Annotated in this window: 21 protein-coding genes and 2 tRNA genes; 12 read left to right on the top strand and 11 right to left on the bottom strand. The window is 68.2% G+C overall.

What is annotated here, in order from left to right; genetic code table 11:
* Positions 1-68: 68 nt before the first annotated feature.
* Genes AB0M65_RS32930 through AB0M65_RS32920 form a run of 3 tightly spaced genes read right to left on the bottom strand, consistent with a single transcriptional unit; the run spans position 69 to position 3,014 of the window.
* A complete protein-coding gene (locus tag AB0M65_RS32930) occupies positions 69-1,622 on the bottom strand; it encodes a glycoside hydrolase family 13 protein (RefSeq protein ID WP_364036534.1) in 1,554 nt (517 codons plus the stop codon).
* Entirely contained in the window at positions 1,622-2,017 is a 396-nt protein-coding gene (locus AB0M65_RS32925) for a globin (protein WP_364036531.1), read from the bottom strand. Before AB0M65_RS32925 ends, AB0M65_RS32930 begins: the two co-directional genes overlap by 1 nt.
* 19 nt (positions 2,018-2,036) lie before the next feature.
* Positions 2,037-3,014: a mechanosensitive ion channel family protein gene (locus AB0M65_RS32920; protein WP_364036528.1), complete on the bottom strand. Its 978-nt coding sequence runs from the start codon at positions 3,012-3,014 to the stop codon at positions 2,037-2,039.
* Positions 3,015-3,436: 422 nt separating this feature from the next.
* Here AB0M65_RS32920 and AB0M65_RS32915 point away from each other — a divergent pair, with 422 nt between their 5' ends.
* On the top strand, positions 3,437-3,931 hold the full coding sequence (locus AB0M65_RS32915; RefSeq protein ID WP_364036525.1) for an HNH endonuclease: 495 nt from the start codon (positions 3,437-3,439) through the stop codon (positions 3,929-3,931).
* Between the two features lie 151 nt (positions 3,932-4,082).
* Here the strand turns inward: AB0M65_RS32915 and AB0M65_RS32910 are convergent, their stop codons facing one another.
* Positions 4,083-4,436, bottom strand: a complete 354-nt coding sequence (locus AB0M65_RS32910) for a hypothetical protein (protein ID WP_364036522.1) — start codon at positions 4,434-4,436, stop codon at positions 4,083-4,085.
* Positions 4,437-4,736: 300 nt separating this feature from the next.
* Here AB0M65_RS32910 and AB0M65_RS32905 point away from each other — a divergent pair, with 300 nt between their 5' ends.
* Both AB0M65_RS32905 and AB0M65_RS32900 read left to right on the top strand, forming a co-directional pair.
* Positions 4,737-5,000 carry a hypothetical protein gene (locus tag AB0M65_RS32905; protein WP_364036519.1) on the top strand — a complete coding sequence of 88 codons (264 nt, stop codon included), beginning with the start codon at positions 4,737-4,739 and terminating at the stop codon, positions 4,998-5,000.
* Entirely contained in the window at positions 4,987-5,469 is a 483-nt protein-coding gene (locus tag AB0M65_RS32900; protein WP_364036516.1) for a DUF5130 family protein, read from the top strand. The genes AB0M65_RS32905 and AB0M65_RS32900 overlap by 14 nt, the downstream gene beginning before the upstream one ends.
* 72 nt (positions 5,470-5,541) lie before the next feature.
* Here AB0M65_RS32900 and pepN read toward each other — a convergent pair whose 3' ends face one another.
* A complete protein-coding gene (gene pepN, locus AB0M65_RS32895) occupies positions 5,542-8,115 on the bottom strand; it encodes an aminopeptidase N (protein WP_364036513.1) in 2,574 nt (857 codons plus the stop codon).
* A 166-nt stretch (positions 8,116-8,281) separates the two neighbouring features.
* Here pepN and AB0M65_RS32890 point away from each other — a divergent pair, with 166 nt between their 5' ends.
* A complete protein-coding gene (locus AB0M65_RS32890; RefSeq protein ID WP_364036510.1) occupies positions 8,282-8,902 on the top strand; it encodes a DsbA family protein in 621 nt (206 codons plus the stop codon).
* Here AB0M65_RS32890 and AB0M65_RS32885 read toward each other — a convergent pair.
* Both AB0M65_RS32885 and AB0M65_RS32880 read right to left on the bottom strand, forming a co-directional pair.
* A complete protein-coding gene (locus tag AB0M65_RS32885; RefSeq protein WP_364036507.1) occupies positions 8,899-9,702 on the bottom strand; it encodes an MBL fold metallo-hydrolase in 804 nt (267 codons plus the stop codon). The genes AB0M65_RS32890 and AB0M65_RS32885 overlap by 4 nt on opposite strands.
* Positions 9,699-10,442 (bottom strand): 2-phosphosulfolactate phosphatase, encoded by a 744-nt coding sequence (locus AB0M65_RS32880; protein ID WP_364036504.1) that lies wholly within the window; start codon positions 10,440-10,442, stop codon positions 9,699-9,701. Before AB0M65_RS32880 ends, AB0M65_RS32885 begins: the two co-directional genes overlap by 4 nt.
* A gap of 44 nt (positions 10,443-10,486) precedes the next feature.
* Here AB0M65_RS32880 and AB0M65_RS32875 point away from each other — a divergent pair, with 44 nt between their 5' ends.
* From AB0M65_RS32875 to AB0M65_RS32865, 3 genes are read left to right on the top strand one after another with little or no spacing between them, the layout of a single operon-like run.
* Positions 10,487-10,960 (top strand): ribose-5-phosphate isomerase, encoded by a 474-nt coding sequence (locus AB0M65_RS32875; protein ID WP_364036501.1) that lies wholly within the window; start codon positions 10,487-10,489, stop codon positions 10,958-10,960.
* Position 10,961: 1 nt separating this feature from the next.
* Positions 10,962-11,771 carry a DNA-formamidopyrimidine glycosylase family protein gene (locus AB0M65_RS32870; protein ID WP_364036498.1) on the top strand — a complete coding sequence of 270 codons (810 nt, stop codon included), beginning with the start codon at positions 10,962-10,964 and terminating at the stop codon, positions 11,769-11,771.
* 33 nt (positions 11,772-11,804) lie between these two features.
* Positions 11,805-12,131, top strand: coding sequence for a hypothetical protein (locus tag AB0M65_RS32865; RefSeq protein WP_364036495.1), 327 nt, complete (start codon positions 11,805-11,807; stop codon positions 12,129-12,131).
* A gap of 138 nt (positions 12,132-12,269) precedes the next feature.
* Here the strand turns inward: AB0M65_RS32865 and AB0M65_RS32860 are convergent, their stop codons facing one another.
* Positions 12,270-13,037: a hypothetical protein gene (locus AB0M65_RS32860; RefSeq protein WP_364036492.1), complete on the bottom strand. Its 768-nt coding sequence runs from the start codon at positions 13,035-13,037 to the stop codon at positions 12,270-12,272.
* 131 nt (positions 13,038-13,168) lie between these two features.
* Between AB0M65_RS32860 and AB0M65_RS32855 the strand changes: the two genes are divergently transcribed.
* The 4 genes from AB0M65_RS32855 to AB0M65_RS32840 all read left to right on the top strand — a co-directional run bounded on the left by AB0M65_RS32855 (position 13,169) and on the right by AB0M65_RS32840 (position 15,324).
* Positions 13,169-14,044, top strand: coding sequence for a TIGR03619 family F420-dependent LLM class oxidoreductase (locus AB0M65_RS32855; RefSeq protein ID WP_364036489.1), 876 nt, complete (start codon positions 13,169-13,171; stop codon positions 14,042-14,044).
* A 3-nt stretch (positions 14,045-14,047) separates the two neighbouring features.
* Complete coding sequence (locus AB0M65_RS32850) at positions 14,048-14,494, top strand: nuclear transport factor 2 family protein (protein WP_364036486.1); 447 nt, start codon at positions 14,048-14,050, stop codon at positions 14,492-14,494.
* Between the two features lie 60 nt (positions 14,495-14,554).
* The gene (locus AB0M65_RS32845) at positions 14,555-14,755 is read left to right on the top strand and encodes a hypothetical protein (protein WP_364036483.1); all 201 of its coding nucleotides are present in this window, start codon (positions 14,555-14,557) and stop codon (positions 14,753-14,755) included.
* 137 nt (positions 14,756-14,892) lie between these two features.
* Positions 14,893-15,324 carry a hypothetical protein gene (locus tag AB0M65_RS32840; RefSeq protein ID WP_364036480.1) on the top strand — a complete coding sequence of 144 codons (432 nt, stop codon included), beginning with the start codon at positions 14,893-14,895 and terminating at the stop codon, positions 15,322-15,324.
* A gap of 144 nt (positions 15,325-15,468) precedes the next feature.
* On the opposite strand, the gene AB0M65_RS32835 is transcribed toward AB0M65_RS32840, so the two are convergent.
* From AB0M65_RS32835 to AB0M65_RS32825, 3 genes are all read right to left on the bottom strand, one after another.
* Positions 15,469-16,704: a sigma-70 family RNA polymerase sigma factor gene (locus AB0M65_RS32835; RefSeq protein WP_364036477.1), complete on the bottom strand. Its 1,236-nt coding sequence runs from the start codon at positions 16,702-16,704 to the stop codon at positions 15,469-15,471.
* 150 nt (positions 16,705-16,854) lie between these two features.
* Positions 16,855-17,193: a TauD/TfdA family dioxygenase gene (locus tag AB0M65_RS32830; protein WP_364036474.1), complete on the bottom strand. Its 339-nt coding sequence runs from the start codon at positions 17,191-17,193 to the stop codon at positions 16,855-16,857.
* Between the two features lie 196 nt (positions 17,194-17,389).
* Positions 17,390-17,463: transfer RNA gene (locus AB0M65_RS32825), tRNA-Pro, on the bottom strand.
* Between the two features lie 93 nt (positions 17,464-17,556).
* On the opposite strand from AB0M65_RS32825, the gene AB0M65_RS32820 reads away from it, so the two are divergent.
* Positions 17,557-17,630, top strand: a tRNA-Gly gene (locus AB0M65_RS32820).
* Positions 17,631-17,727 lie beyond the last annotated feature (97 nt).

Here is a 17,727-nt window from a genome sequence, read left to right as displayed (position 1 = left end):
GTGATTTGGGTCGTTAGAACGACCCAAATCACTCACGACCCCCTGGACCAACCCGCCGGGCAGGTTCCTCAGACGAGCCAGACGGCGGCATCCGGCGGCAGTTTCCCGTCCACCAGCGGCACGCTCGACAGCAGTACTTCGCCCGGCGGCACCGCGATCGGGCTCGCCGACGTGTTCAGCGCGCAGATCAGGCCGCCGCCCCGCCGCCGGAACGCGAAACAGCCGGCCGGAGCGCCGTACCAGTCCAGGTCGTCGCCGCGGAAGGCCTGGTGGGACTTGCGGATCTCGATCGCCCGCCGGTACAGCGACAGCGTCGACCCGGGATCTTCCAGTTGCGCTTCCACCGTGACCGACGCCCACGAGGCGGGCATCGGCAGCCACGTCCGGGGATTGCGGGAGAAGCCGAACGGCGGACGGTCGCCTTCCCACGGCAACGGCACGCGCGAAGCGTCCCGGCCGAATTCGGCGCCGGAGGTTTTGGCACGCGGGTCCGTCAGCGCCTCGGGCGGGAGGTCGACGTTGCCGAGCCCCAGTTCCTCGCCGTTGTACAGGTAGACCGTGCCCGGCAGCGCGAGTTCGACCAGTGCCATCGCCCGTGCCCGCCGTACGCCGCGGTCACCGCCGCCGTAGCGGCTGACCTGCCGCCAGACGTCGTGGTTGCTCAACGTCCAGGTCGCGGGCGCCCCGGCCGACTTCGGCACCGCCAGTGAGCGCTCGATGGCCGTCCGCAGCGCGTCCGCGTCGAAATGCGTCAGCACGAGCCGGAAGTTGAACGCCAGATGCAGTTCGTCCGGTCGCAGATAACGTGCGAGCCGTTCCTCGTCGGTCACCCAGATTTCGCCGACGGCCATCGCGTCCGGGTACTCGTCGAGCACCTTGCGGATCATCCGATGGATGTCGTGCACGCGGTCGTTGTCGAACCGCGGGTCGTGGAACTCGTTCGGCCCGGCCGCGTTCACACGCGGGTCCATGTCGGGCAGGCCCGGCGGTTTCGCCATACCGTGTGCGACATCGATGCGGAAGCCGTCGACCCCGTGGTCCAGCCAGAACCGCAGGGTGCGTTCGAGGTCGGCGGCGACCTCGTGGTTGCCCCAGTTCAGATCGGGCTGCTGCGGGGAGAACAGGTGGAGGTACCACTGCCCGTCCGGCACCCGGGTCCAAGCCGGGCCGCCGAACGCGCTGACCCAGTTGTTCGGCGGCAGGTCGCCGCGCGGGCCGAGCCCGTCGCGGAAGATGTACCGATCCCGCTCCGTACTCCCCGGCGGCGCCGCCATCGCCGATTTGAACCAGTCGTGGGTGTTGCTGGTGTGGTTGGGGACGACGTCGATGGTGACCTTGATGCCGCGTTTGTGCGCCTCGGTCAGCAGGACGTCGAAGTCCCCGAGGGTGCCGAACATCGGGTCGACGTCGCGGGGGTCGGCGATGTCGTACCCGTGGTCGGCCATCGGCGACCGGTAGAACGGCGTCAGCCAGAGCGCGTCGACCCCGAGCAGCTCCAGGTATCCGAGCTTGCCGCGGATGCCTTCGAGGTCACCGACGCCGTCGCCGTCGGAGTCGGCGAAAGAGCGCACGTAGACCTGGTAGAAGACCGCCTGGTCCCACCAAGCCGCGCCCCTCGCCATCACACGAAGCTGTTCATCATGCTGTTGGCCGCCATTTCGAGGTAGGCCCACAGCCGCGTGCGGTACGGCTCTTCGATGTTCTCCTCGTCGACCGCGATCTTGATGCAGCGCAGCCAGGCGTCGCGTTCGATCGGGCCGATCTTGAACGGCCCGTGCCGCATCCGCAGCCGCGGGTGGCCGCGCTGGTCCGAGTAGGTGTGCGGGCCGCCCCAGTACTGCATGAGGAACAGCCGGAAGCGCTCCTCGGCCGGGCCGAGGTCCTCCTCGGGGTACAGCGGGCGAAGCACCTCGTCGACCGCGACTTCGGCGTAGAAACGCGCGACGATGCGGGTGAACACCGGCTCGCCGCCGACGGCCTCGTACAAGGTGGTGGGATCTGGTTCGGTCACGGACACGGCTCCATTCTGCCCTTGTCTACCGGCTCGCGGGCGGGGACGACATGTAGCGGCCCAGCGGCGGCTCGAAACCCGCTTCGTCGAGCGCGGCGAGCAGGTTCGCCCGGAGCGCGCGCTGCACCGCCCACTGCTTGCCCGGCCGGACCTTCACCGTCAGGCGGAGCTTGATGCCCTCGGGGGTCACGGACTCCACACCGAGCATCTCGGGCGGCTCCAGCACGTTGGGTGCCAGCGCCTCGCCCTCCAGCAAGGTCTTGGCCTTCGCGGCCATCAGCTCGGTGGCTTTTTCGACGTCGGCGGAGTAGCTGAGCGGGACGTCGACGACGGCGACGGCGAAGCCCTGGCTCGAGTTGCCGACCCGCAGCACCTCACCGTTGCGGACGTACCAGACGGTGCCGTTGATGTCACGCAAAGTAGTGATTCGCAGGCCGACCGCTTCGACGGTGCCGGAGGCCTCGCCGACGTCGACGACGTCACCGACGCCGTACTGGTCCTCGATCATCATGAAGATGCCGGACAGGAAGTCCTTGACGAGGTTCTGCGCGCCGAAACCGAGTGCGACGCCGACGATGCCGGCGGAGGCGATGATCGGCGCCAGGTCGATGCCCAGTTCGCCCAGTACGAGGATGAACGCGAGTCCGTAGATCAGGAGCGTCGCCATCGACTTCAGCACCGAGCCGATCGTGGCGGCACGCTGACGGCGTCGTTCCATCACCGCCGAGCCGAGGACCTCGGGTGCCTTCTCCCGCAGCGGTCTCAACAGCGCGGGGAGCTTCTTGGAGCCGCTCGGCATCCGCGTCACGCGGTTGATCAGCCGCCGGACCAAGTACCGCAGCAGGAACGCCACGGCGACGATCATCAGTATCTTGATCGGCTTCGTCACCAGCCAGCCCGCCGACGCCGAGAGCCATTCGTTGTTTGTGACCTGGAACACCTGGCCGCACAGCGTGCTGGCGTCCTTCGTGCAAGCCGGGGGTTCGGTGGGCAGCAGGTTCACGGAGAAGAAATGTCCTTTCCAACTCGGCGGGGATCGTTTCGCGCCGCTGGGCGCGGCAGGAGTCCCGCGGGATTCGACACGCCCGGCTTCAGGTGGCCGCGGGGGCGCGTACATGTGACACGTCCAGTAACACACGTGCGCTTTGGGGTTGATCTGTGGTCGACTATGCCTGCACCGGTGGAGGTGGTCGAGTGCCAGACCGACAACCCATCCCCCTCGGCGTCCCGAGCCAAGCCTTGGCCGGACAGGCGCCGGAGGTCGTGTTGCGCGCTCATCCGGGAGGTGCCCCCTCGCATGGGGCCCCACCGGGCGGGCCGGGAACGCGGCCAGGGGGTGTTGCCCGCCCGCCCGGACAGCGTAGAGGGCGGGACCCGTCGACTTCGGCGGTACCCACTGCCACTTCGTGGGGCCGTAGACGGGTATTGCTGTTGAACGCCACGTTCGAGCCGCTCACGGCGCTGCCGTTGCGGCGCGCGGTGGTCCTCGTGATGTGCGGTAAGGCAGAGGTGGTGCACGGCGACCCCGGAGGGCTCGAACTGCACGCCGCCTCGGTCTCGCTGCCCGTGCCGTCGGTGATCCGGCTGAGCACCTATGTGCGCGTGCCCTACCGCGCACAGGTGCCGCTGACCCGCGCCGGGCTGATGCACCGCGACCGGTACCGCTGTGCCTACTGCGGAGGGCGGGCCGAGACGATCGACCACGTCGTCCCGCGCAGCCGCGGCGGCCCCCACAGCTGGACGAACTGCGTGGCCTGCTGCGCCAAGTGCAACCACCGGAAGGCGGACAAGCTGCTTTCCGAGATCGGCTGGCGCCTGCGCGTCGTGCCGAGGGCCCCGCACGGGCCGCACTGGCGGCTGCTGGCCCATTCCAAGGAGGCCGACCCGTTGTGGCGGCCGTACCTCGGGACCGCGGCCTGATCCGGTTCTGACCGGGTTCCAAAAAGCATCGGCGCCCCGGCTGCCTTTCGGCGGCCGGGGCGGGCCGATGATGCCGTGGTGCTGCTTTGTCGCGCTACAAGTACGCCGTCCCCTACTACCGCGTTACTCGCCGTCCAGCCGGTCGTGCTGTTCAGGCCGCCAGGGAGAAGTCACTCTGGCAGGTGACGCGGGTGCCACGGGTCACGCGGGTGCCGCGGGTGACCCGGGTGCCGCAGGTGACGCGGGTTCCGGCAGTGACGCGGGTGCCACGAGTGACACGCGTGCCACGGGTGACGCGAGTGCCTGCCGTGACGCGAGTGCCACGGGTCACCCTGGTACCGCGGGTGACCCGGGTGCCGGCGGTGACCCGCGTACCGCGAGTGACCCGAGTACCGCGAGTAACCCGTGTGCCCGCCGTCACACGGGTACCGGGGGCGAATTCAATTTCGAAGAGTGACGAAACGTCGTCGACGATCGCCTGGCCGGGTGTCTGGGTGCTCTGCATGACATATCCTCCTGCGACCGGTGCGTTACCTGCTGGGGGTGGGGGAGTGGGCGCAAGGCCCGTACAGGTGAAAAAGCTACGAGGATTTCAAGGCCGCGACAAGACGACAGCGGCGGGTGCGGCCGCCCGTACGTTGAGTTGCAACCTTTCGGCCTTGAGGGCTTCGGCTCAACGTGGGAGCGCTTTCGCGGCAAGCGGCGGACGGCGCTCTTCAGGCGATGAGCCGACGGCATCCCCGGGTGGTGGTGGAACGGCTGTGCGAGCGGGTGCGGCCCATCGGCATCGGATACGCTCACGCGCGTGAACCTTGTCGAGACGATCCTGGTCTTCGCGGTGATCCCCTTGGCCATCTACGCGCTTTGCGGGGTGGCCACGCTGCGGTCCAAGGGTGCCGGCGTCGCCCGGTACCGGCCGGGGCAGCCGTGGGAATACCCGGCCATGTGGTGGAGCGCCAACCCCGACGGGGTCGGCGCCAGGCATTCGCCCGCGACCGCGGGTGGCGCGACCGCCTTCAGCGCGGCGGACGGAGCTTTGGTGACGGGAGGCGCTCGTGGCAACTGGTGAACTGACCCCTTCGTCCACCGCTGTTGACGAAGAGCCCGGTTACGGCGCCGCCGTTACCTCCAGCGGCCGGGTATCCGCCGCCAAGATGTACGAACCGGCTGGGCCGATCAGCCCATTCTCGACCCAGCAGCTTGCCCGGCTGGACGAGGCGCTGACGCTGGCCAGCCGTGAGACCGGTCTCGACTTCAGCGTCTACCTCGGCGACCTCGGCGAGGACACCCGCGTCACCGCCGAAGGGCTGCTGGCCTCGACCGACGGCCCGGCCGACGGTGTGATCGTCGCCGTGTCGCCCGGCCAGCGCGCCATCGAGATCGTGACGGGCTCGCAGGCCCGGCACCGCCTGCCCGATCGCGGCGCGAAGCTCGCCGTGGCCAGTATGGTCGCTTCCTTCAAGGAAGGCGACCTGGTCGGCGGGCTCGTGAACGCCCTTCGCATGCTGAGCGACCAGGCGGGCGCTCCGCAGCACTAAGCACCTTCAACGCCATGAACGGCCCGTTACTTGCAGAATTCGCAAGTAACGGGCCGTTTGTGGCATTCGGGACTAGAGCCCGGCCTGCGAGTCGAATTCACGGGCGGCCAGTGCGCGGACGATCCCGGCCCGGCCTTCCGACACGAGACGGCGCAGCGCCGCCGGGTGCTCCCCGGTCAGCCACGCGTCCGACGCCTCCACGGTCGACGGCTCGACCGCCCACGACGGGTACAGCCCGACCACGGTCGGCTGCGCGCGCTCACTGGAGCGCCGCTGCCACACCTCGTCGATGACGTCGAAGTACCGCGTCACGTAGTCGCCGAGCAGGTGCTTCTGACCAGGGTGGGAGAAGCCGGTGATCAGCGAGTCGCTGACCGCGTTGGGCAGCTCGTCGTCGTACACCGCCCGCTGCCACGCGTCGGCCTTCGCGTCGCCGGTCGGCCGCAGCGCCCGCGAGCGCTCCGCCTGACGTCGTCCGGCGGCCGTGTCGTCCTTGGCGAGTTCCGCGTCGATCTCGGGGTTCTCCGCCTTGCCGTGCGCGACCAGTGCCTGCAGCAGACGCCAGCGCAGGTCGGTGTCGACGGTCAGGCCCGCCAGGGGCGCCGTGCCGTCGAGCCAGCCCGCGATGATCTGCAGGGTCTTCTCGTCGAGCACGCAACCCGCGAGCGAGTTCACGAAGGCGAGCTGGTGGTCCGAACCGGCCTCGGCGCCCTGCGCCAGGTCCAGCAGCCGGGAGGTGAACGCCGGCCAGCCCTTCTCCGCCGCCCACGTCTTGTTCGCGTACGAGTTCAGCGCCGTCTGCGCCTGCAGCAGCAGCCGCTGCACCACGCCGACCTCGGTCTCGGTGTGCACGCCGCGTTCGACCAGCGTGACGAAGTCGCGTGCCTTGAGCTCGGCCTCGCGCGTCATCTCCCACGCCGCCGACCAGCACAGCGTGCGGGGCAGCGGTTCGGTGATGTCGGCGATGCGGTCGATCAGCGTGGTCAGCGACGCCGGGTCGAGCCGCATCGTGCAGTAGGTCAGGTCGTCGTCGTTGACCAGCACCAGCTTGCCTGCCGGGAGCCCGACCAGCTCCGGCACCTGGGTGCGCTCGCCGTCGACGTCGAGTTCGACGCGGTGCTTGCGGACGATCTTGCCGTCGCCGTCCTCGTCGTAGACACCGACCGCGACGCGGTGCGTGCGCAGCTCACCGGCACCCGGCTTGGCGCCGGTCTGCGTGACGGCGAAGGAGGTGTAATTGCCGTCGGCGCCGATCTCGTAGCGCGGGCTCAGCGAGTTGAGACCGGTGGTCTCCAGCCACTGCGCGCTCCACCACGACAGGTCGCGGCCGGAAGCCTCTTCCAATGCACCCAGCAGGTCCGCCAGGGTCGCGTTGCCCCAGGCGTGCTTGCCGAAGTAGACCTTCAGGCCTTCGAGGAAGTGGTCGAGCCCGACGTAGGCGACGAGCTGCTTCAGGACACTCGCGCCCTTGGCGTAGGTGATGCCGTCGAAGTTCACCTCGACCGCGTGCAGGTCGACGATGTCCGCGGCGATCGGATGCGTCGAGGGCAGCTGGTCCTGCCGGTACGCCCACGACTTCTCGATGTTCGCGAAGCTGGTCCACGCGTTCTTGTACTCGGTCGCCTCGGCCTGGGCCAGCACGCTCGCGAAGGTCGCGAACGACTCGTTCAGCCACAGGTCGTCCCACCAGCGCATGGTGACCAGGTCGCCGAACCACATATGCGCCATCTCGTGCAGCAACGTCTCGGCACGGCGCTCGTAGGCGTAGCGCGTGACGCGGCTCCGGAAGACGTAGTCCTCCAGGAAGGTGACGGCGCCGGCGTTCTCCATCGCACCCGCGTTGAACTCCGGCACGAACAGCTGGTCGTACTTGGAGAACGGGTACGGGGTGGCGAACTTCTCGTGGTAGAAGGCGAAACCCTGTTTGGTCTCGGTGAACAGCTTGTCCGCGTCCATATGCTCGGCGAGCGAGGAGCGGCAGTAGATGCCGAGCGGGATCGTGCGGTGGGAGTCGGAGTATTCGTCGCGCCACTCGCTGTACGGGCCCGTGATCAGCGCGACCAGATAGGTCGAGATCCGCTCGGACACGGCGAAGACGGTGCGGACGGCACCTTCGGGGGTCTCCTCGGCCGACTCGACGAGCGCGTTCGAAATGACCTTCCAGTCCTTCGGCGCGATCACGGTGAGCCGGTAGACCGACTTGAGGTCGGGCTGGTCGAAGCAAGCGAACATACGCTTGGCGTCGGCGGTCTCGAACTGCGTGTAGAGGTAGACGCCGTCGTCGACCGGGTCGACGAAACGGTGCAGTCCTTCGCCGGTGTTCATGTACCGGCAGACCGCGTCCACGACGAGTTCGTTCGACTCGGCGAGCCCGGGCAGCTCGACACCCTTGTCTTCGACGTACCCGCTGACGTCGAGGGCCGATCCGTTGAGGACGGCCGACTCGACCCCCTCGGCGACGATGTCGACCCACGACGCTTCGCCGCTTTTGGCGCTCGCGAACTTGATCGTCGTCTTCGAGGAGAAGGTCTTTTCACCGGGACCGCCGCGGCCGTCGGTCAGATCCAGCTCGATGTCGTAGGACTCGACGTCGAGCAGCTCCGAGCGCAGCTTGGCTTGGTCTCGGGTCAGGTTGGGGGCGGGCACTGGCACCTCTGGTCATCGGTATCGGTTCTGGTTTCCAACTACAGGCATCCAATCATGCGAAGGCCGGTGCTGACGACGGGAACAACACCGACGGCGGCGATGTTGGCGGCTGTGTAGCACTCTGTAGGCACCGGCTCCACCAAGACGATGGCACTGGGAGAACTTGATGACCGCCCCGTCCGAGACGACCAAGGTCGACTTCTACTTCGATCCGATCTGTCCCTTCGCCTGGATCAGCTCGCGCTGGATCCTCGAAGTGGAGAAGCAGCGTTCCCTCGACTTGAGCTTCCGGATCATGAGCCTGTCGGAGCTCAACTCCGGCCGCGACGACCTCCCTGAGCAGTACAAGGAGCTTCTGAGCAGCGGCTGGGGGCCGGTCCGTGTCGCGACCGCACTCGCGCGGAAGAACGGCGAGAAGGCGCTCCGCGACTTCTACACGGAGTTCGGCACCCGCCACCACAACCAGGGCAACCAGGACATCCCGCAGGTCATCAAGGAGACCCTCGAAGCCATCGGCGCCCCGGCCGAGCTGGCCGAGGCCGCGGAATCGACCGAGTACGACGAGGCACTGAAAAAGTCTCACTACGAAGGTATGAATCCGGTCGGAATGGATGTCGGCACCCCGACCATCCACATCGACGGCGTCGCCTTCTTCGGCCCGGTGCTCAGCTCGATCCCGCGTGGCGACGACGCCGTCAAGGTCTTCGACGGCGCCCGCGCGCTGGCGAGCTACCCGGACTTCTTCGAACTGAAGCGCACCCGGAGCGGGGACCTGAACTTCGACTAAGTCGTCGCGAGTGCCGCTTTGGTGACATCGTCGGGGTAGGACGACTTCGCGACGGCTTCGTCCGTCGTGAGGTCTCCTGCCGCGATCCGGGTCTTGAGTGAGACCAGCTCACGCAACCCGTCGCGGTGCTTCTCGATGAACGCGGCGTCGACAGGGTCACCGTGTCCGGCGACGACGATCTTCGGTTCCAGCGCGAGGATGGCGTCCATCACGCCGGGCCACTCCGCGAGTGAGCTGCCGTCGTTGAAGGAGTACGCGCTGAAGCCCGCTTCGGCGTTCTCGACGGCATCCCCGGCGAAGATGATCCCCGCGTCCGGCACGTGCACGAAGAGGTCGTGATCGGTGTGGGCACGGCCGAGGAACCGCAGTACGACCGTGCGGCCGCCGAGGTCGATCTCAGCGGTTTCCTTGACCAGCTTGTCCGGCACCGTGATCTCGGTGCGTTCCAGTGCTTTCGCCATCTCGGGGCGGTTTTCGCCGAGGTAGTGCTCGATCCACTTGTGTCGCGCGCCCTCGCCGTACGTGGTCAGTTCGGCCGGGCAGCCTTCGTGTGCCCAGACGTCGCACGGCAGGAACGCCGTCGTGCCGAAGGCGTGGTCGAAATGCGCGTGGGTGTAGACGACCGACCACGGCAGCGGCGTGATCTCCCGCACCGCCGCGGCGAGTTCGGCACCCTGTTCGACGTCGCCGCGGACGTCGACGACCAGGCAGCGTTCACTCCCGACGACCAGCCCGACGGTCAGGTCCAGCTCCTCGTAGCGACGCGCGTACACCCCATCCGAGAGTTCGAGCCAGTTCACAGGTCCTCCAGAATTCCGTTGCGCAGCACCGGAACCGTGCTGCTCGTGTCGAGCCGTGCGGCGAGGGTGACGTCGTTGCCGTACCCGGCCGCGGCGAGCTCACGCCCTGAAGAGCACTCTGCCAGCGCTTCGGGGATCTTGGTCGCTTTCGCCGCTATGGCCGCGAGTCGTGCTTCGGCGGACAGGCGGCCGTAGCCGTCGAGCGCGGCCACGATCGCGCCCGCACCCAGGTGATCCTCCACGCAAGGCCGCAGCGGCCCGAAGGTTTTGGCTTCGGTGTGCAGGTCGATACCCCAGCGTTCCCCGGCCGGGACGACGCCGATCGGCCGCCCGCCCGCGAGTCGCGCGGCACGCGCGGCGACGGCGGAAGCGTTGCGCAGGCAGCCAGCCAGGACTTCGGCGCCGGTCGTGGCGGCGCCGTCGCAGAGCGTGGCGCCGTTGGGGGAGGGGAGTGCGAGGAGTGTGCCGGAAGGGATCTCCGTCACAGACGACGGCCGGAGCGTCCACTCGCGTTCACCCGCGAGGATGGCGCCTGCGGCCTTCGCTTCGGTCTCGCCCCGCTGATCACGCCAGCGCACCGGCAGCACGCGGCCGCCGTTGCCGAGGACGAGATCCGTGGTGGTGCAGAAGGAAAGCACGTCGACGATGATGAGAACGGCACAGTCCTTCCCGAGCGCGTCGACGCCTTCGGGTCCCCATTCGAGTCTGATGTCGGATTCACGCTGGCCCCAGATGCTCACCCCCAGAGAATGCCCGAGACGCGCGCGCGTCTTAGACTCACACCGTGCGTGTTTACCTTGGCTCTGACCATGCCGGTTTCGAACTGAAGAACCACCTCGTGGCCCACCTCAAGGAGCAGGGCCACGACGTCGAGGACGTCGGTCCCTTCGTCTACGACGCGGTGGACGACTACCCCGCGTTCTGCATCGAGACGGCCCGCCGGGTCGTCGCGGACGAGGGCAGCCTCGGCATCGTCGTCGGCGGTTCCGGCAACGGTGAGCAGATCGCGGCCAACAAGGTGAAGGGCGCTCGCGCAGGTCTCGCCTGGAGTGTCGAGACCGCGAAGCTCACCCGCGAGCACAACCACGCCCAGCTGATCGGTGTCGGCGCGCGGATGCACACCACCGAAGAGGCCACCGAGATCGTCGAGGCGTTCCTCGCGACCCCGCCGAGCCCGGACGAGCGCCACGGCCGCCGTGTCCAGCAGATCCTCGACTACGAGAACACCGGCTGGCCGCCACCGCTGCCCGAGCACTGACGTGCCCGAGGGGCATACGCTCCATCGCCTGGCACGGCTGCACAAACGCCGTTTCGCCGGTCACCCGGTCGAGGTGAGCAGCCCGCAGGGACGGTTCGCCACCGAAGCGTCCCGTTTGGACGGCCGGGTGCTGGTGAAGGCCGAGGCGTACGGGAAGCATCTGTTCCACGACTACGGTCCACACGGGACGGTGCACGTCCATCTCGGCCTCTACGGCACGTTCTCCGACGAGCCGCTGCCCGTCGGGGAACCGATCGGGCAGGTGCGGCTGCGGCTGGTCGGCCCGACCCATTCGGCGGATCTGCGTGGCCCGAACCAGTGCGAACTGCTCGACGCGTCCCGTGTCGAGGCGATCAAGGCCCGGCTGGGCCCGGATCCACTGCGTCGTGACGCGAAGCCGGACAAGGCGTGGGAACGGATCTCAAGGTCCAAGACGTCGATCGCGGCGCTGCTGATGGACCAGTCGGTACTCGCGGGCGTCGGCAACGTGTACCGCGCCGAAGTGCTGTTCCGGCACGGTGTCGCCCCGCTTGTCCCTGGCCGCGCGCTCGATCGCGGGCTGTGGGACGACCTGTGGGCCGACCTCGTGACGCTCATGCGGCACGGTGTCCGGGTGGGACGGATCGACACGGTCGCGCCCGAACACCTGCCCGAGGCGACCGGCCGCGCGCCGCGGCAGGACCGGCACGGGGGCGAGGTCTACGTCTACCGCCGGGCCGGGGAGCCGTGCCTGGTGTGCGGGACTTCGGTGCTGCGTAGCGCTCTGGCCGCGCGGAACCTCTTCTGGTGCCCCACCTGCCAGCCCGCGTGAGTTCGGGTTCTTGAGGCGTAAGGCAAACCCGGCGTGGTGGGTGCTGGTGGTCGTGGTGTCCTGGAGGCCCCCTTTGAGACGTTCAACGTCTCAAAGGGGGCCTTCAGGACATCTGTGTGGCTGGTGGTGGAGGGGCTCGGAATCCTCCTCGGGCCACGACCGGAGAGCCGGTCCGATCCAGCGGCGGACGAGCGCCCGCAGCCGGTCGTCGGTGAGCGCCGGGGTCGCGGGGTACTGCAGGAACGAGAGAAAGAGCCGCATCAGGATCTCGGCGAGTCCAGGGAGGTCGTCGTCGGTGGTGACGTGACCTCGACGGTGAAGAAGTCGGCCTCGCCCACCTGCAGGAGCAGGCCGAGGTAGGGCTCGCCGGAACCGTCCGGACGGCGAACACCACGTCATTCATACAAAGTGACAACGAATGTATGAATGGCCGGTGAGTTGTGTCAAGGAACCATCCAGGGCATAGCGAAGGGGCCCTTCGGCACTCTCTAAACCGGACTAGAAGTCGAAGCCGCCGCCATCAAAACCGCCGCCATCGAAGCCACCGGCGTCGCCGCCCATGTCGCCACCGGCGTCTCCCGCGTCACCGCCGCCATCGGCCGCCCCGGCGTCTTCCTGGCCGGCGTCATAGCCCGATTCCCACGCCGACGCGCTCGCGACCCCGGCCATCCCGGAGAACATCGCGCTGAACAGCAGCATCGAGCCGAGACCCCAGGCGCCGGCGACGAGCGCGGGCTTCCACCACGGCTCGCTGTACCAGCCCTGCGGAACCGGACGGCCTGCCACGCGACCGCCGGGGTAATAGTGCGGCGTCCGCTGGCTCGGGTCCGGGGAAGCTTCGTAGTGTTCGCCCTCGACGTCGACAGAGCGGTACTCGGTGACCTTGCCCGCTCGGTCGCGTTCCGCGCTGCCGGGCAGATCCGGACCGGGGTCCATGCCCATCGCGAGCCGGGCCGCACGCACGTAATAGAGGCCCTCGATGGCGGTCTCCCTGACCAGCCGGGCCTGTTCCGCGGTCTGTGCCTGCTCCATCTGGGAGCCCGCCGCGGTGAAGCGCTCGGACGCGTCCGCCATGGCCTGCTGGGAGGCGGTGTCCGTGCCGGTGAGGTTCATGACCTGACCGCCGAGTCGTTCGACGAGGCGCCGTGCGTCCGCCTTCGCGTCGTCCAGCTGGCGCTTTTTGGCCGCCGCCTGGGATTTCGCGAAGTACACGCCGCCGCCGACCACGACGACGAGAAGCACGATCAGGAAGATCGCGGTACCCATGGGTTCAACTCCAGGAATCGTTCGGCCCTTTGCTCCGGACAACGCGCGTGGTATGCCGAGGGTTCCCGGCGAGTGCTCCCGGTCACCGCGCGCACTGGCGGGTGAAACTAGAACACGTTATAGTTCTTGCCATGAAGTTCACCCTGTCGATCGCGATGAATCCGCTCGATCAACTGGGCGAGCTCGCCCGCGCCGCCGAAGAGGCGGGGTTCTCCTCGATCGCCCTCCCGGATTCCCTGTTCTACTCCGAAACGGTGTCGGCCGACTACCCGTACACACCCGACGGCAGTCGCTTCTGGACCGAGGAGACGCCATGGGCGGATCCGCTGGTGGCGGCCGCGTCGATGGGCGCGGTCACCGAACGGCTCACCTTCTACACCTCCGTGCTCAAACTCGGCTCCCGCAATCCGGTCCTGCTGGCACGTCAGGTCAACTCGGTCGCGGCGCTGACCGGCGGCCGGTTCGGCCTCGGGCTCGGCGTCGGCTGGTCGCCGGAGGAGTTCCGCTGGTGCGGCGCGCCGTACGAGAAGCGCGGCAAGCGGATGGACGAGGCGATCGACGTGCTGCGGCTGATCCTCGACGGCGGGATGGTCGAGTACCACGGCGAGTTCTTCGACTTCGACAAGCTCCGGATGAGTCCCACGCCGCCGTCGCGGGTGCCGTTCTACATCGGCGGCCACACCGATGTCGCGCTGCGCCGCGCCGCACGGGTCGCCGACGGCTGGTCCTCGGCGATGATGAAGTTCGACGACCTCCGCGAAACGATCGTCAAGTTACGCGGGCTGCTGGCAGGCCAGGGCCGCGCCGATGACCCGTTCGAGTATCAGGCCGTCTGCATCGACCGCTTCGGTCTCGACGGCTATCGCGAGCAGGGTGACATCGGCGTCACCGACATCATCACCATGCCGTGGGTGTTCGACGGCCTCGGTTTCGACGCCGAAGCCGGGCCGAAGCTGGATTCCATCAAGAAGTTCGGCGACGAGATCATCGCGAAGATCGGGGACTGACCCATGGGTGTCGACGTCTGCTGGGATCCGGCCGCCGCACAGCCGCCCGCGCGCCAGGCCGCGTTCCGTTCGATGACCGCAGTCACCGCGGGAGACAAGGAAGCGTGGCTCGCGCTCTTCGCCGAAGACGCCGTCGTCGAGGACCCCGTCGGGCCGTCGATGTTCGACGCCGAGGGCAAGGGCCACCACGGGCACGACGGCATCAAGGCCTTCTGGGAGGCCACGATCGCGAACGTCGAACGCTTCCAGTTCACCATCCGCGACTCCCACGCGGCCGGTGACGAGGTCGCGAACGTCGGGACGATCACGACGTACCTGCCCGGCGGCTACCGCGTCGACACCGACGGCGTGTTCGTCTACCGGGTACGCGAGGACGGGCTGGTCGTCTCGATGCGGGCGTTCTGGGAGACCGAGCGCGCCATGGCGACCGCACGGAAGGCCGATGAGTGATGATCGAGGGTCCGGCCAATCCGGGCTACCCGGACGTCGTCACCGGGTAGGTTCCCCGCCATGCGCGGACGGATCGGCGTGGTCAAGGTCGTGCTCCTGGTGCTGGGGTTCTACGCCTTGGCCGCGCTCTGGCTGGGACTGCTGCTCGGCGAAACCCTTTGTGCCGAAAGGGGTTGCGCCCTGTCGCGACGACGCCCCGGCGCTGTGGGCCATGCTCACCGGCCTCGCGGAGACGCTCGAAATCCGGCCGCCGGTTCCTGACGATCGGCCATCCGACGCTCCAGGCGTTTACTCGCTCGCAGGTACACGCGCTGCTGGCGCACGAGTTCGGCCATTACGGGCAACTGGATGGGCAGACCACCGTGCCGGGTTGTCGGGCTCATGTCGCCGTCGCGCGGATGCTCGAAGCGCGGCGCGAGTGGCTGGCGATCGCCGACGTCCCCGTCCGGCCGCCGGCACGTTGGGACACCCACCCGCCGACGGCGGAACGCCTGTGGGCGTTGGACTACGCGCCGGACACTTGGGAGGACTACCCGCGTGAGTCGACGCTGGCGCGGCTGAAGGTGGATGCCGAGGCCGCGTACCGCGCGATCGCACGGGCTTCAAAACAGCCTGTGGCACTTCTCGCGCTTCCCGGAGCGGACATCCCGGAGGACGGTCTGGCGGCCGCCATCACGTTGGCCGCCTGCGACGAGGGCTCGATCCGGTTCGCGCACCGATGGGACGAGGAACCGGATTTCGCCTACCCCAACGGGTCCACTGTGGACCTCGCCGGACACGTCGAGGACCTGCTGAGCGAGTGGCGGCACGGAGCGGGTCACACCGCGTGACGCGGCGGTGATCGGCTGGGGTATCTCAGCGCGACATCCCGATCAAGGCGACCGTGACCCGGTACGACGGCACTGAGCACCGGATCCACGCCGTCTACACCGGCTACGTCCACGGCAGATCACTCGACCTGATCCTGCGCGTGCTCAGCTGAGCCGCTCCGCGCGCAGTGTCAGGTACTGCTTCTCCGGTTCGCTCGCGGTCTTCGCGGCGGCCCGCAGATACGCGTCGCGTGCGGTGCCGGTGTCACCGGCCAGTTCCAGGAGATGCCCGCGGACGGAGTCGAGCCGGTGGGTCTGGCTCATCCTGATGTCGTCGTCGAGGGCGCCGAGCAGTTCGAGCGCGGCTTCCGGGCCGTGGACCTCGGCGACCGCGACGGCACGGTTGAGCGTCACGACCGGGCCGGGGGAGACCTTCTCCAGGACGTCGTAGAGCGCGAGGATCTGCTGCCAGTCGGTGTCGGCCGCGGTGGCCGCGTCGTCGTGGACGGCGGCGATCGCGGCCTGCACCTGGTACGGCCCGACCGGTCCGGCTTCGAGCACCCCGCTCACCAGCGCGACACCCTCGGCGATCATCTCCGCGTTCCACCGCGAGCGGTCCTGATCGGCGAGCGGGATGAGCGCGCCGTCGCCGTCCGCGCGGGCGGCGCGGCGGGCATCGGTCAGCAGCATGAGCGCGAGCAGGCCGGTGACCTCGTCTTCGGCGGGCATCAGACGTTTCAGCAAACGGGTCAGCCGGATCGCCTCGGCGGTGAGGTCGGCGCGGTGCAGCTCCGCGCCGCCGCTGGTCGTGTAGCCCTCGTTGAAGATCAAGTAGAGCACCTGGAGGACGACGCGGAGGCGTTCGGCGAGTTCGGCGGACGGCGGCAGGACGAACTCCGCACCCGCCTTCTTGATGGTCTGCTTCGCCCGGCTGATCCGCTGGGCCAGCGTCGATTCCGGGACCAGGAAGGCGTTCGCGATCTCACCCGTGGTCAGGCCGCCGACGGCGCGCAGGGTGAGCGCGAGTTGCGACGGCGCGGAGAGCGACGGGTGGCAGCAGAGGAAGAGCACGGTGAGCGTGTCGTCCGATGTGGACACTGCGGACACTGTGGACGGTTCGCCCGGCCCGGGCAGGTCCATCAGCGCGGAGTTCTCTTCGCGGCGGCGCCGGGCGCTCTCACTGCGCCACTCGTCCACGAGCCGTCGCGACGCCACGGTCGCGAGCCAAGCCTTCGGACTGTCCGGGACGCCCTGCTCCGGCCACTGTTGCGCGGCCGAGAGCAGGGCTTCCTGGACGGCGTCCTCACAGGCGTCGAACTGCCCGTGCCGTCGCACCAGCAGCCCGATGACCTGCGGGGCGAGCTCCCTGAGCAGTGCTTCCACCTGACGATCGTCCTTCACGACCCCAGTCTTACCGCAATCAGTCCTCTGGTTGCGGTAGTTGCCCGTGCATGGATCGCGATTAGAGGACTAAACGCGGGGCGTCAGGCGACGGGGGAGTAGTGCGAAGCGTCGCCTTCGAGATGCCCACCGGGACGTCGCCCGCCACGGTCACCCGGTTGCTGGTTCGGCTCCCAGGTCACCCGGACGACGTTTTCCGGCCGCGTCACGTACGCCTGCAGCAGGCGCAGGATGTCCCGCGAATCCGATGATCCGCTGCGCGAACCCGCCGATGTACAGACCGCGTTCGCCGGTCACCGGGTGCACCCGCACCACCGGATGCATCGTGCGGAACGTCTGCGAAGTGAACACCTGACGGCGTTCCCGCTCCGCCTCGTCGATGGTCTCCGGCGCCTTCGCGTAATCGTGGTCGTTCGTGTGCTCGGCACGCAGCGTGTCCGCGAACGCCCGCAGCGGCCCCGGCAGGCGGCGGCCGAGTCTGGCGATCACATAAGGCGGTGTTGTCGGACTCAAGGTCCATCGCGAACTCGTTGAGTAACGACTGCCACGCTCCGGGAGCGGGCTGAAGAGTGCGAGGCGGCATGAGGGAATCCTCAAAGCGGAGTGTCACTGAGCGCCGCACTAGCTTCCCGGACCGGATATGCCGGTCCGGGAAGAGGTGTATTCACAGGTCGAAGACCTTGAGTCGGGATGACAGGATTTGAACCTGCGACCCTCCGCTCCCAAAGCGGATGCGCTACCAAGCTGCGCCACATCCCGGGTCACACTCCCGGCCACAGGATCACCGGGGGGTGTGAGCACAGCCTAGCGGGTCACGCTAAGCTGTTTTCGCACCCGGTACTCCGGGGGCAAGCGGGTGTAGCTCAATGGTAGAGCCCTAGTCTTCCAAACTAGCTACGCGGGTTCGATTCCCGTCACCCGCTCCAACGCTCCACAAGCGACCCGCAGGCTTCTGGCCTGCGGGTTCTTTCGTTCCCGGAGCGGACCCGGATGTCTTGAAGGCCCCCTTTGAGACGATCAACG

The organism is Amycolatopsis sp. NPDC051071, assembly GCF_040682875.1.
Taxonomy (GTDB): Bacteria; Actinomycetota; Actinomycetes; order Mycobacteriales; family Pseudonocardiaceae; genus Amycolatopsis.
This window is presented reverse-complemented; position numbering and strand designations above follow the sequence as displayed.